Source organism: Streptomyces sp. Mut1 (assembly GCF_030719295.1).
GTDB classification, from domain to species: Bacteria; Actinomycetota; Actinomycetes; order Streptomycetales; family Streptomycetaceae; genus Streptomyces; species Streptomyces castrisilvae.
The window spans coordinates 5921755-5934441 of record NZ_CP120997.1 but is presented as its reverse complement, the minus strand read 5'-3'; the positions used below and the strand labels follow the sequence as shown (position 1 = coordinate 5934441).

Here is a 12687-nt window from a genome sequence, read left to right as displayed (position 1 = left end):
AGGTATCTGTGCACTGGAGCACTCCGCCGTCTCCGTACGGGGGCTTTCCCCCGCACGGCGCGTGCGGGGGGGGACATACGGGGGGGAGTGCGGACGTACGGGGGGAGTGCGGGCCGCACGGGGGGGGGGCCGCACGGGCCACACGGGCTGTTCGGACGTGCTGCCCGTGCGGGGTGTACGGGCAGCACGGGACCCCGCGACGGACGCACGGCCCCTACGGGCTGTGCGGCTGTGCCGCCCGTACCGGCTCTGTACGGGACCCCGCGACGGACGCTTCCCCGACCGGAATGCGCCGGAATGCTCCGCGACACACCCGTATGGCATCGCTCCGGTGGAGCGATCCGGTCACCGGACGGAGATTCGCCTCAACGGCGAGCACCGCCGGGACGCCGGACCGCTACGACGGGGAGCACGCACCGATGCCCACCACCGCACTCACTCCCGACGGACTCGACGCCCAGGCCGCGCGTCTCCACGACTCGGCGGCCTGGCAGCAGATCATCACGGGCTGGGACCTCACCGCACCCGCACCCGCACCCGCACCCGCACCCGCACCCGACGACACTCCCGCACCCGGCGTCCCGTGCCCCGTCACCCCCGCCGGTCCACAGGAGCGGCCGGGCTCCCCTGCCGACTGGCGCGCCCTGCTGTCCGTGCCGGTGGACCGGTTGATCTCCGACACGGTCCGCGCCCTGCCCCCCGCCGCACCCCGCGAACGTCCGCTCCCCGGGCGGATCGGTGCGATGCTGCCCGACCGGCTCCACACGTGGCGGCGCATCGGACAGCCCGAAGTGCGACCGTCCGTCCACCTCGCCCACGCCCGGCAGATCCTCACCGAATGGGGATGGCAGAACACCCCCTACCGGCTCCGCAACGCCCGGGGTGCACGCTGCATCTGCGGCGCCATGCTCACCGCGCACCGCCTGGGCCACGGCTCGGCGGAGACGGTCGACCGGGCCGGAGCCTGGCTGATCGCCGAGTTGCGCTCCCAGGGCTGGACCGGGCTGATCGGGCCGTGGAACCGCTACCCGGGCCGCACCGCCGCAGACGCCCTCGCCCTGATCGACGCCACCATCAGCCGCGCCGCCCAGGCCGGCCAGTGACAGCTGCCTCGTGACGGCTTCCCCCCTGGCACTGACAGTCGGCCCCCGCCGGCTGCCCCCGTGACAGCCGGTCCGTGGCAGTCGGCCCCCGCCGGCTGCCCCGTGACAGCCGGTCGCTCCCTCTTGGCCAACCGTCTCTGCGGCGCTTCGGTCAGAACGGCTCGTCCAGCCCCTCCGTGTCTTCCCCCTCTTCCTCCAGAGCCCGGCGCACCACGCGCAGGGCCATCCCCTCGCCGTACCCCTTGCGGGCGAGCATCGCCGCGAGGCGGCGCAGTCGTCTGTCGCGGTCCAGCCCCCGGGTGGACCGGAGCTTGCGGGCGACCAGCTCCCGTGCGGTCGCCTCCTCCTGCTCGGAGTCGAGCTGCCCGACGGCTTCGTCGATCACCGTGGCGTCCACACCCTTGGTCCGCAGCTCGCGGACGAGCGCGCGGCGGGCGAGACCGCGGCCGTGATGCCGGGACTCCACCCAGGCACCGGCGAACGCGGCGTCGTCGATCAGCCCGACGTCCTCGAAGCGGGAGAGGACTTCCTCGGCCGCCTCGTCCGGGATCTCCCGCTTGCGCAGGGCGTCCGCGAGCTGTTTACGGGTGCGCGGTGTGCCGGTGAGCAGCCGCAGGCAGATGTTGCGTGCCTGCTCGACCGGGTCGCGCGGTTCCCCCTTCTCGGCCCTCGACGAGGAGGGGGAACCGCTGTCACTGGGCCGGGAGCGGGAACGGCGTCCCGCCCCCTCACCGAACCCGGAGCCCGCGCCGGGGTCGGCGGCGCTGTCCGGCCACTCCGTACGACGCGTCACCGGTCTAGCTCTTGGCCGCGGCCGCCTTGGCCGGCTTGGTCTTGCCGGCCGGAGCGGTCGCCGGCTTCGCAGCCGCGTCGGCCGGGGCCGCCGCGCCTGCCGCGTCCGCACCGGACTCGGCGGAGGCGTCCTCGGGCTGGACCCCGACGCCCAGCTTCACCAGGATCTTCTTCTCGATCTCGTTGGCGAGGTCGGGGTTGTCCTTGAGGAAGTTGCGGGCGTTCTCCTTGCCCTGGCCGAGCTGGTCCCCCTCGTACGTGTACCAGGCGCCGGCCTTGCGGACGAAGCCGTGCTCCACGCCCATGTCGATCAGGCCGCCCTCGCGGCTGATGCCCTGGCCGTAGAGGATGTCGAACTCGGCCTGCTTGAAGGGCGGCGCGACCTTGTTCTTGACGACCTTGACGCGGGTGCGGTTGCCGACGGCGTCGGTGCCGTCCTTGAGCGTCTCGATCCGGCGGATGTCGAGGCGCACCGAGGCGTAGAACTTGAGCGCGCGGCCACCGGTGGTGGTCTCCGGCGAGCCGAACATCACACCGATCTTCTCGCGGAGCTGGTTGATGAAGATCGCGGTGGTCTTGGACTGGTTGAGCGCGCTGGTGATCTTCCGGAGCGCCTGGCTCATCAGACGGGCCTGGAGGCCCACGTGCGAGTCGCCCATCTCACCCTCGATCTCCGCGCGCGGCACGAGGGCCGCCACGGAGTCGATGACGATCAGGTCGAGAGCGCCCGAGCGGACCAGCATGTCGACGATCTCCAGGGCCTGCTCGCCGTTGTCCGGCTGGGACAGGATGAGGCTGTCGATGTCGACGCCGAGCTTCTTCGCGTACTCGGGGTCGAGAGCGTGCTCCGCGTCGATGAAGGCCACCGAGCCGCCGAGCTTCTGTGCGTTCGCCACCGCGTGCAGCGTCAGCGTCGTCTTACCGGAGGACTCCGGTCCGTACACCTCCACCACACGGCCGCGCGGCAGACCGCCGACGCCGAGCGCGACGTCGAGCGCGGTGGACCCGGTGGGAATCACCTCGATGGGCTCGTTCGGCCGCTTGCCGAGGCGCATCACCGCGCCCTTGCCGAATTGCCGTTCAATCTGTGCGAGTGCGGCGTCCAGCGCCTTCTCGCGGTCGGTTCCTGCCATGGGTTCCACCCGATTTGCTTGAGTCGATCGCTTCACGTCAAAGACGCTAACCCCTGCCACTGACAATGGGCCTCGACGTCCTCCCGGCCTGTGGACAACTCCACGGTCGGGCCCGGGAAAACCCGGCCGGAATCCCATGAGAATGGATGTTCGATTTTAGTGTCAAGCGCACCACGCCACCGGGCCCCGCCCCTCGGACACCCGCCCGAAACGGCCAGGAACGGCCAGGAAACGCCCCTACGGCTCCCGTGTGCCCTCCGACACCCCGGCCTCCGGCTCCCGGCCTCCGGGGGCCGCGGGGGTGGTCGCCGGCCGTCGCAGGCGCGTCCAGAGGGGTTCTCCCCGCACGCCGGGACGGCCGCCCTGGACGCGCGGGTCGTCCGTGACGTCGTACCGCTTCACGTAGGCGCCGAGGAAGGCCTGGAGCGTGGCCACGGCCGGGATGGCGATCAGCGCGCCGACGGCGCCCATCAGCGCCGTACCCGCGATGACCGAGCCGAACGCCACCGCGGGGTGGATGTCGACCGTCCTGGCGGTCAGCTTGGGCTGCAGCACGTAGTTCTCGAACTGCTGGTACACCACGACGAAGCCGAGGACCCAGATCGCGTACCAGGGTTCGACGGTGAACGCGATCAGCATCGGCAGGGCGCCCGCGAGATAGGTGCCGATCGTGGGGATGAACTGGGAGACGAGCCCGACCCAGATCGCGAGCGCGGGTGCGTACGGCACTTCGAGGGCGGCCAGCAGGATGTAGTGCGCGATCCCGGAGATGAGCGCCATCAGGCCGCGCGAGTAGAGATAACCGCCGGTCTTGGCGACCGCGATCTCCCAGGCCCGCAGCACCTCGGCCTGGCGGGCTGGGGGCAGTACGGAGCACAGGGCGCGGCGCAGCCTGGGGCCGTCGGCCGCGAAGTAGAACGAGAACAGGAAGATCGTCAGCAGCCTGAAGAGGCCGCCGAGGACCGTGGTGGACACGTCGAGGACACCGGTCGCGCTGTTCTGTACGTACTTCTGCAACCAGTCGGAATGCAGCAGGCTGTCCTGGACCTCGACCCGGGACAGCTCCGTGTTGAAGCTCTGGTTGACCCAGTTGATCACCGAGTCGAGATACTTCGGGAAGTCGTCCACCATGTCGACGATCTGGCCCGCGAGCATCGAGCCGAGCATGACCACGAAACCGGCCCCGGCGATCAGCACGACGAGGAAGACCAGGAAGGTCGCGAGCCCCCGGCGCATGCCGCCGGCCGACATCCGGCTCACGGCGGGCTCGATGGCGAGCGCCAGGAAGAAGGCGATCAGCACATTGATCAGCAGGCCGATGAGCTGGTCGAACGCCCAGCTGCCGAGCCGGAAGCAGGCGTAGAGCGCCAGCGCGAGCACCATGGCGCGCGGCAGCCAGGCGGGCATGCGGGCCGGACCGGTGCCGGACGGTGCGACCGGTGGCCCGGACGGCGCGGCGGGCGGCGTGCGGGGAGGCTGGATCTGAGCGGTCTCGTCTGTCGGTGCCACGCTGCCAGTCTCGCCTACCCGCGCGGCAACCGGTCACGCACCCCGTTTCGCACGCGGCGATCCCACGGCGTCAGCGCTTGTCCGCGGGAATGTCCACCGCCGCGCAGACACCGCGCCAGACGTCCTTGGTCTCCCAGCCCGCCGCCAGCGCCTGCTGCACCGTGCGTCCGCCGAGCTCGGCCATCACGTGGTCGCGTGCGAAGGATTCCGCGTAGCCCGCGCCGAAGTGGTCCGCCATCCGTTCCCAGAAAATCGTCAACCGCATGCCCTCAGTATCCCGCTCCAGAGGGTGCGGCAGGCGGCCCGGCCCTGCGGGGGCGCCCGACACCCTACGGTCGGGTCCATGGCTGGAACTGGAACAAGTCCCCTCGACCGTGCCGAGCAGTTCATCTGGCTCACGGCCCGTGTCCTCGAACAGCGGCGGTTCGCCCATCAATTCTTAGCGGGAGGAGCGGACGCCGTGGAAACGGCACTCGCCGCCTACGCCAATGAGGACGGCGGTTACGGCCACGCGCTCGAACCCGATCTGCGCGGCCCCGTCAGTCAGCCGCTGCACACCGCCCACGCGCTGAGCGTCCTCGACTCCATCGGCCGCTGCGACGGTCCCCGGGTGGAGCGGATCTGCCGCTATCTGACGGAGGTCTCGACCAAGGAGGGGGCCCTGCCCGCCCTGCTCCCCTCGCAGCGCGGCTACCCGGCGGCCCCTTTCATCCCGATCGTCGACGACCCGCCGGCCGAGCTGCTGGCCACCGGCCCCGTCGTCGGGCTGCTGCACCGCAACGCGGTGTGGCACGCCTGGCTCTTCCGGGCCACCGACTTCTGCTGGGCGGCCGTCGACGCGCTGGACGTCTCGCATCCGTACGAGATCGAGGCCGCGCTCGCCTTCCTCGACGGGGTGCCCGACCGGACCCGGGCCGAGGCCGCCGCCGAACGGCTGGGACGGCTGGTGCGCGACCAGCGGCTCGCCGTGCTCGCCCCGGAGCGGCGCGCCGAGTATCCGGTGGCCGCCGGATACGCGCCGGGCGAGCAGCACTTCCCGTACGACTACGCCCGTACACCCGAATCGCTCGCCCGCCGTTGGTTCACCAACGCCGAGATGGACCGCTCGCTCGACCACCTGGCGGCCGCGCAGGAGGAGGATGGCGGCTGGCCGGTGACCTGGCGGCAGTGGGCGCCGGGGACGGCGCTGGAGGGGCGGCCCCTGGTGACGCTCAGGGCGTTGCAGACCCTGCGGGCGCATGGGCGCGGCCTGGACTGAGAGCGAGGTAGCGCGGGTGTAAGGGACACGGCCCGTGTGCCGTGCCCCTTACACCCGCGCCTCTTGCGTATCCCCCGTCCCGGGCTACCCCAGCGCGCGCACGCCCGCGGTGACGGCGACCGCCGCGCCCACCACGACCAGGAAGGGGGCGCGCAGGACGAGGGCGAGCGCCGCCGCCGCGAGCCCCGCGGCCCTGGCGTCCAGCGTCAGGTGCTGTCCGTCGCCGAAGGTCTGCTGGGCGGTGAGGGCGGCCAGCAGGGCCACCGGCAGCAGCGCGGCGAGGCGCTGGACGAGGGGGCGCTCCAGGGCGCCGGCGGGCACCAGGAGGCCGAGCAGCTTGGCGAGGTAGCAGCCGACGGCGGTCAGCGCGATGGCGATCCAGACGTTCATCGGTCCTCCTCCGTACGGGCCGGGCCCGCGTCCTTCGTTCCGGTCGTTCCCGCTCCGGCGTCGCCGCCCTTGGCGCGCCCCATCAGGAACAGGACGACGGGCGCGGCGAGCGCGGACAGCAGAACGGGCACCCCCGCGGGCAGCACCGGCAGCAGGCCGAGGGCGAGCAGAACGGCGAGCCCCGCGGTGACGCGCTCGGTCGTGGACTTCAGCATCGGGGCGAGCAGCGCGAGGAACACGGCGGGGCTGGCCGCGTCCAGTCCCCAGGCGTCGGTGTCACCGAGCGCCTCGGCCCCCAGGGCGCCCAGCAGCGTCGTCAGGTTCCACAGCACGTAGAGGGTGAGCCCGGTCACGGTGAACCCGATCCGCGCCGCCCGGCGGGTGGGCTGGGGCAGGGTCACGGCGGTCGTCTCGTCGATGACCCACTGGGCGGCGAGCGGGCGCAGGGCGCGCGGCAGGGCGAGGAGCTGTGACAGGCGCAGACCGTAGAAGGCGTTGCGTACGCCGAGGAAGAAGGCGCCGGCGGCCGCGGTGTACGGGTTGCCGCCTGCGGCGAGCGCGCCGACCAGGGCGAACTGGGAGGCGCCGGTGAAGACGAGCAGGCTGAGCGCGCAGGTCTGGAGCAGGCTCAGGCCCGAGCCCGCCGAGGTGACCCCGAAGGCGAAGCCGGAGAGGCCGACGGCTACGCCGACGCCGAGCGCGTCCCGTACGACGGCCGCGTCCGGCTTGGTCCCGGCGGCGAGCGTGCTGCCGGAGGCCGGTTCGGCGGTAGTGCGAAGGTGTGCTGTCTTTTCTGCCACATCCGGAACGCTACCGGGACGGTTCAGGACCGGTCTTGTACGTTCTTGCGCGTTCGCGCTGGTAGGCGCCGGGTGGCACACCCACGATCCGGGTGAAGTGACGGTTGAGATGCGGCTGGTCGGTGAAGCCGACCTCGGCGGCCGCGATCGCCGGTGCCGTACCCGCGTCGAGCATCCGGCGCGCACGCCGTACCCGGGCGTCGGTGAGCCAGGTGTGCGGGGGCATGCCGTACTGCTTCTTGAACGCGCGCAGCAGGGCGAAGGGGCTGGTGCCCAGCTCGGTCGCCAGCGCCTCCAGAGTGGGCGGGGCGGCCATCCGCGACTCCAGGAGGCTCCGGGCGCGCGCCGCGTCGCGCGCCCCCGCCGCCCGGGGCGCGGGGGTGGGGAAGGCGCTGCCGTGCCGGGTGAGCAGGTGGGTGACGGCGACGCGCAGCATGCTGTCGGCGGCCAGTGCGTTGCCCTCCTCCGCAGCCCGGTGGACCTCGCCTATGAGCCGGGCGGCGTGCGGATCGGCGACCCCGGTCTCGGTGAAGCCGACGGTGCCGCGCAGGTTCGTCGTATCGGCGGCGATGGCGTTGACCACCTCCACGGACGGGTAGAGCGTGGCGTACACCCAGCCCTCGGGGACGCTGGCCCGAGCGGTGTGCGGCACCTCCGGATTGATCATGACGACGGTGCCGGGGCCCGCGTGCACGGTCCCGGAAGGTGTCCCGATGTCCTCGACCCCGTGGCTGATGGTGGCGAAGACATAGCCCTCGTGGCTGTGGCGCGGGAAGGTGTGGCGGATGTAGCGGGCGCGCAGCAGGTCGAGGTCGGGCAGCTCCGCGTAACTCCAGTGCCGCGCCCACTCCGCCGGTTGCTGTGCTCCTGCCATGCTCGGATTCTCGCAGCTCGCGGGCGGTCCGGCCGCTGATGGTGCCGCCCGCTCAGCGGTTGTCACGGCCGTTGTCAGTGGTGGGGTGCACGATGGGGAACATGACCGGCTCCGCACTCGATTCCTTCTCCCCCGCGACCCGCAGTTGGTTCACGGGGGCCTTCAGCGCGCCCACCGCCGCGCAGGAAGGCGCCTGGCGGGCGATCGGCGAGGGATCGGACGTGCTGGTCGTCGCGCCGACCGGCTCGGGCAAGACACTGGCCGCCTTCCTCGCCGCGCTGGACCGGCTCGCCGCCGTGCCGCCGCCCGCCGAGGCGAAGAAGCGCTGCCGCGTGCTGTACGTGTCGCCGCTCAAGGCGCTCGCGGTAGACGTGGAGCGCAATCTCCGCTCGCCCCTGACCGGCATCCGCCAGGAGTCCGTGCGCCAGGGCCTGCCCGAGCCCGAGGTGCGGGTGGGCATCAGATCGGGTGACACACCCGCCGCCGAGCGCCGCTCGATGGCGAACCGGCCGCCGGACATCCTCATCACGACGCCCGAATCGCTGTTCCTGATGCTGACCTCCTCGGCCCGGGAGGCGCTGGCCGGCATCGAGACGGTGATTTTGGACGAGGTGCACGCGGTGGCGGGCACCAAGCGGGGTGCCCATCTCGCCGTGTCCCTGGAGCGCCTGGACGAGCTGCTGCCCCGGCCGGCCCGGCGGATCGGCCTTTCGGCCACGGTCCGGCCGGTCGACGAGGTGGCGCGCTTCCTCTCCCCGCAGCGCAAGGTGGAGATCGTCCAGCCGCCGTCCAGCAAACAGTTCGACCTGTCCGTGGTCGTGCCGGTCGAGGACCTGGGCGAGCTCGGCGGCTCCCCCGCCACCGACGACTCCTCCGGGCAGGCCGAGAAGCCGTCGATCTGGCCGCATGTGGAGGAGCGGATCGCCGATCTCGTCCAGGCGCACCGCTCCACCATCGTCTTCGCCAACTCCCGCCGCCTGGCGGAGCGCCTGTGCAACCGGCTCAACGAGATCGCCTACGAGCGGGCCACCGGCGAGACCATGCCGGAGGCCCACTCCCCCGCGGAGATCATGGCGGAGTCCGGCGCCGCCAAGGGCGCCCCCGCCCTGCTCGCCCGAGCCCACCACGGATCGGTCTCCAAGGAACAGCGCGCCCAGGTCGAGGAGGACCTCAAGGCGGGCCGGCTGCCCGCGGTGGTCGCCACGTCCAGTCTGGAGCTGGGCATCGACATGGGCGCGGTCGACCTGGTGATCCAGGTCGAGTCGCCGCCCTCGGTCGCCTCCGGGCTGCAACGGGTCGGCCGCGCCGGCCATCAGGTGGGCGCGGTCTCCACCGGCGTCGTCTTCCCGAAGTACCGAGGCGACCTGGTGCAGGCGGCCGTGGTCACCGAGCGGATGCGCACGGGCTCCATCGAGGCGCTGCGCATCCCCTCCAATCCGCTGGACGTGCTGGCCCAGCAGCTGGTCGCGATGGTCGCCCTGGACAGCTGGCAGGTGGACGACCTGCTCGCGGTGGCCCGCCGGGCCGCCCCCTTCGCCTCGCTCCCCGAGTCGGCGTTCACCGCGGTGCTCGACATGCTCGCCGGCCGCTACCCGTCCGACGCCTTCGCGGAGCTGCGGCCCCGCGTCGTCTGGGACCGCGTCGCCGGTACGGTCACGGGCCGCCCCGGCGCCCAGCGCCTCGCCGTCACCTCCGGCGGGACCATCCCCGACCGGGGGCTGTTCGGGGTCTTCCTCGCCGGCGCCGACCCCAAGAAGGGCGGCGGCCGGGTCGGGGAGCTGGACGAGGAGATGGTGTACGAGTCCCGGGCCGGCGATGTGTTCACGCTGGGTACCACCTCCTGGCGGATCGAGGACATCACCCGCGACCGGGTCCTCGTCTCGCCCGCGCCCGGCGTCCCCGGGCGGCTGCCCTTCTGGAAGGGCGACCAGCTGGGCCGGCCCCTGGAGCTGGGTCGCGCCCTGGGGGCCTTCCTGCGTGAGCTCGGCGGGCTGTCCTCACAGGACGCGCGCGACCGCCTGCTCGCCGCGGGCCTCGACACCTGGGCCGTGGACAACGTCCTGGCGTATCTGGACGAGCAGCGCCGGGCCTGTGGCCATGTGCCGGACGACCGGACGATCCTGGTGGAGCGCTTCCGCGACGAGCTGGGCGACTGGCGCGTCGTCGTGCACTCCCCGTTCGGCGCCCAGGTGCACGCCCCGTGGGCGCTGGCGCTCAGCGCCCGGCTCGCCGAGCGGTACGGGATGGACGCGCAGGTCATGCATGCCGACGACGGCATCGTGCTGAGGCTGCCCGACGCCGACATGATGGGCCTGGACCTCCTCGACTTCGACCCGGCGCAGGACCCCGGCCAGGGAGCCCCGGAACCGCTCGCCCCGGCCAACACCGCCTTCGACAGCGACCAGCCCCCGGTGGGTGCCGCCGACGTCTCCTTCGACAAGGGCGAGATCGCGCAGATCGTCACCGACCAGGTCGGCGGTTCCGCCCTGTTCGCCTCACGGTTCCGCGAGTGCGCGGCCAGGGCACTGCTGCTCCCCCGCCGCAGCCCCGGCAAACGCACCCCGCTCTGGCAGCAGCGCCAGCGGGCCGCCCAGCTCCTCCAGGTGGCCTCCGAGTTCGGCTCCTTCCCCATCGTTCTCGAAGCGGTCCGCGAGTGCCTCCAGGACGTCTTCGACGTCCCCGGCCTCACGGAGGTGATGGGCGACCTGGAGGCCCGGCGCATCCGTCTCGTCGAGGTCACCACCCCGGAGCCCTCCCCCTTCGCCCGCTCGCTCCTGTTCGGGTACGTCGCCCAGTTCCTGTACGAGGGCGACTCACCCCTCGCCGAACGGCGCGCCGCCGCGCTCTCCCTCGACTCCCGGCTGCTGGCCGAGCTGCTGGGCCGGGCGGAGCTGCGCGAGCTGCTCGACGCCGACGTCCTGACGGAGCTGGAGCGGGAGCTCCAGTGGCTGGCGGACGACCGCCGGATCAAGGACGTCGAGGGCGTCGCGGATCTGCTGCGGGTCCTCGGCCCGCTCACCGACGACGAGCTGGCCGAGCGCGGGGCCGAACCCGCCTGGGCAGGGGAGCTGGAGTCGGCCCGCCGCGCCATCCGGGTCCGGATCGCCGGCACGGGCCACTGGGCGGCGATCGAGGACGCGGGCCGGCTGCGCGACGCCCTGGGCACGGCGCTCCCGGTCGGCGTCCCCGAAGCGTTCACCGAACCGGTGAAGGACCCCCTCGGCGACCTCCTCGCCCGCTACGCCCGTACGCACGGCCCGTTCACCTCCACCGCGGCCGCGGCCCGGTTCGGCCTCGGCACGGCCGTCACCGACGGCGCGCTGCAACGGCTCGCGGCCACGGGCCGGATCGTCCAGGGCGAATTCCACCCCGCCGGCATCGGCCAGGAGTGGTGCGACGCCACGGTGCTACGGCGGCTGCGGCGCCGGTCGCTGGCCGCGCTCCGGCACGAGCTGGAGCCGGTCCCGCCCGCCGCCCTCGCCGGATTCCTGCCCCAGTGGCAGCACCTCGGCGGCAACAGCCTGCGCGGCATCGACGGTCTGGCCCGCGCCATCGAGCAGCTCCAGGGCGCGCCGGTCCCCGCCTCGGCGCTGGAGCGGCTCGTCCTTCCCAGCCGCGTCACCGGCTACTCGCCCGCGCTCCTGGACGAGCTGACGACCACGGGCGAGGTCGTGTGGGCCGGGGCGGGTGCCCTGCCCGGAAAGGACGGCTGGCTCTCCCTCTACCTGGCCGACAGCGCGCCCCTCCTCCTGCCCCCGCCCCGCCCTCTCGAACTGAGCGCGCTGCACGAGTCCGTGCTGACCGCCCTCGGCGGCGGGTACGGCCTCTTCTTCCGCCAGATCGCCGACCTGGTCCGCGCCACCACCCACCCGGACTGCACCGATCCGCAGCTGGCGGACGCCGTGTGGGACCTCGCCTGGTCGGGCCGGCTCACCAACGACACCCTGGCACCGCTGCGCTCCCTCCTCGGCTCGGGCCGCACGGCAGGGTCGACCGCGCATCGTGCCCGGCGCAATGTGCCCCGCGGCCGTTACGGCACGCTGACGGCGGCGGCGCGGCCCACCTCGCGCACCGGCCCCCCGACGGTCTCCGGCCGCTGGTCCCTGCTCCCGGCAGCCGAGCCCGACCCCACGCACCGGGCCCACGCCCTGGCCCGCACCCTGCTGGACCGGCACGGGGTGGTGACCCGGGGCGCGGTCCAGGCCGAGGGGGTCGAGGGCGGCTTCTCGGCGGCGTACCGCGTGCTGTCGGCCTTCGAGGACAACGGGCAGGCGCGCCGCGGCTATGTCGTGGAGGGGCTGGGGGCCGCGCAGTTCGCGATGGACGGCGCGGTCGACCGGCTGCGTGCGGTCTCCACCGCCCGCGACCGTACGGAGCCCGGCGCGGACCCCCGCGCCCTCGTCCTGGCGGCGGCCGACCCGGCCAATGCCTACGGCGCCGCCCTGCCGTGGCCGGAGCCGCCGGACGGTGCCGGGCACAAGCCGGGCCGCAAGGCGGGCTCGCTCGTCGTCCTGGTCGACGGCGAGCTGACGCTGTACATGGAGCGCGGCGGCAAGACCCTGCTGGCCTGGCCGACCGATCCGGACGATCCGGCGCTCCGGGCGGCGGCCGGGGCGCTGGCGTCGGCCGCCCGTGCCGGGGCCCTGGGCACGGTGACCGTCGAGCGCACCAACGGCGCCTCGTCCCTCACCTCCCCCCTGGGCCGCACGCTGGAGGCCGCCGGCTTCCTGGCCACCCCGAGGGGCCTCCGCCTCCGCGCCGCGTAGCCGCGCCACCGCGTAGCTGCACCGCCGCGCCGGTCGGGGCAACGTACAGACGGCCCCGCCCA

Annotated in this window: 10 protein-coding genes; 3 read left to right on the top strand and 7 right to left on the bottom strand. The window is 73.2% G+C overall.

The genetic code is table 11. The features are described 5' to 3' along the window. The first annotated feature begins 419 nt into the window (after positions 1-419). Positions 420-1103, top strand: a complete 684-nt coding sequence (locus tag P8A18_RS25895) for a DUF6197 family protein (RefSeq protein WP_306058128.1) — start codon at positions 420-422, stop codon at positions 1101-1103. Positions 1104-1254: 151 nt separating this feature from the next. Here the strand turns inward: P8A18_RS25895 and recX are convergent, their stop codons facing one another. From recX to P8A18_RS25875, 4 genes are all read right to left on the bottom strand, one after another. Further along, on the bottom strand, positions 1255-1896 hold the full coding sequence (gene recX, locus P8A18_RS25890) for a recombination regulator RecX (RefSeq protein WP_306058127.1): 642 nt from the start codon (positions 1894-1896) through the stop codon (positions 1255-1257). A 4-nt stretch (positions 1897-1900) separates the two neighbouring features. Beyond that, the gene (gene recA / locus P8A18_RS25885) at positions 1901-3028 is read right to left on the bottom strand and encodes a recombinase RecA (protein WP_306058125.1); all 1128 of its coding nucleotides are present in this window, start codon (positions 3026-3028) and stop codon (positions 1901-1903) included. A 237-nt stretch (positions 3029-3265) separates the two neighbouring features. Then, complete coding sequence (locus P8A18_RS25880; RefSeq protein WP_306061151.1) at positions 3266-4435, bottom strand: AI-2E family transporter; 1170 nt, start codon at positions 4433-4435, stop codon at positions 3266-3268. Between the two features lie 172 nt (positions 4436-4607). Continuing rightward, a complete protein-coding gene (locus P8A18_RS25875; RefSeq protein ID WP_306058123.1) occupies positions 4608-4802 on the bottom strand; it encodes a DUF3046 domain-containing protein in 195 nt (64 codons plus the stop codon). A gap of 78 nt (positions 4803-4880) precedes the next feature. Between P8A18_RS25875 and P8A18_RS25870 the strand changes: the two genes are divergently transcribed. After that, entirely contained in the window at positions 4881-5795 is a 915-nt protein-coding gene (locus P8A18_RS25870; protein ID WP_306058121.1) for a hypothetical protein, read from the top strand. Between the two features lie 84 nt (positions 5796-5879). Here the strand turns inward: P8A18_RS25870 and P8A18_RS25865 are convergent, their stop codons facing one another. From P8A18_RS25865 to P8A18_RS25855, 3 genes are read right to left on the bottom strand one after another with little or no spacing between them, the layout of a single operon-like run. After that, the gene (locus tag P8A18_RS25865) at positions 5880-6185 is read right to left on the bottom strand and encodes an AzlD domain-containing protein (RefSeq protein ID WP_018551556.1); all 306 of its coding nucleotides are present in this window, start codon (positions 6183-6185) and stop codon (positions 5880-5882) included. Beyond that, the gene (locus tag P8A18_RS25860) at positions 6182-6985 is read right to left on the bottom strand and encodes an AzlC family ABC transporter permease (protein ID WP_306058119.1); all 804 of its coding nucleotides are present in this window, start codon (positions 6983-6985) and stop codon (positions 6182-6184) included. Before P8A18_RS25860 ends, P8A18_RS25865 begins: the two co-directional genes overlap by 4 nt. Positions 6986-6995: 10 nt before the next feature. Further along, positions 6996-7859, bottom strand: a complete 864-nt coding sequence (locus tag P8A18_RS25855; RefSeq protein ID WP_306058117.1) for an AraC family transcriptional regulator — start codon at positions 7857-7859, stop codon at positions 6996-6998. Positions 7860-7960: 101 nt separating this feature from the next. On the opposite strand from P8A18_RS25855, the gene P8A18_RS25850 reads away from it, so the two are divergent. Then, entirely contained in the window at positions 7961-12625 is a 4665-nt protein-coding gene (locus P8A18_RS25850) for an Lhr family helicase (RefSeq protein WP_306058115.1), read from the top strand. The last annotated feature ends 62 nt before the right edge of the window (positions 12626-12687 follow it).

Coding starts and splice junctions, on each gene's coding strand:
- P8A18_RS25895 (WP_306058128.1), top strand. CDS start 420: ATGCCCACCACCGCACTCACTCCCGACGGACTCGACGCCCAGGCCGCG.
- recA (WP_306058125.1), bottom strand. CDS start 3,028: ATGGCAGGAACCGACCGCGAGAAGGCGCTGGACGCCGCACTCGCACAG.
- P8A18_RS25880 (WP_306061151.1), bottom strand. CDS start 4,435: ATGCCCGCCTGGCTGCCGCGCGCCATGGTGCTCGCGCTGGCGCTCTAC.
- P8A18_RS25875 (WP_306058123.1), bottom strand. CDS start 4,802: ATGCGGTTGACGATTTTCTGGGAACGGATGGCGGACCACTTCGGCGCG.
- P8A18_RS25870 (WP_306058121.1), top strand. CDS start 4,881: ATGGCTGGAACTGGAACAAGTCCCCTCGACCGTGCCGAGCAGTTCATC.
- P8A18_RS25865 (WP_018551556.1), bottom strand. CDS start 6,185: ATGAACGTCTGGATCGCCATCGCGCTGACCGCCGTCGGCTGCTACCTC.
- P8A18_RS25855 (WP_306058117.1), bottom strand. CDS start 7,859: ATGGCAGGAGCACAGCAACCGGCGGAGTGGGCGCGGCACTGGAGTTAC.
- P8A18_RS25850 (WP_306058115.1), top strand. CDS start 7,961: ATGACCGGCTCCGCACTCGATTCCTTCTCCCCCGCGACCCGCAGTTGG.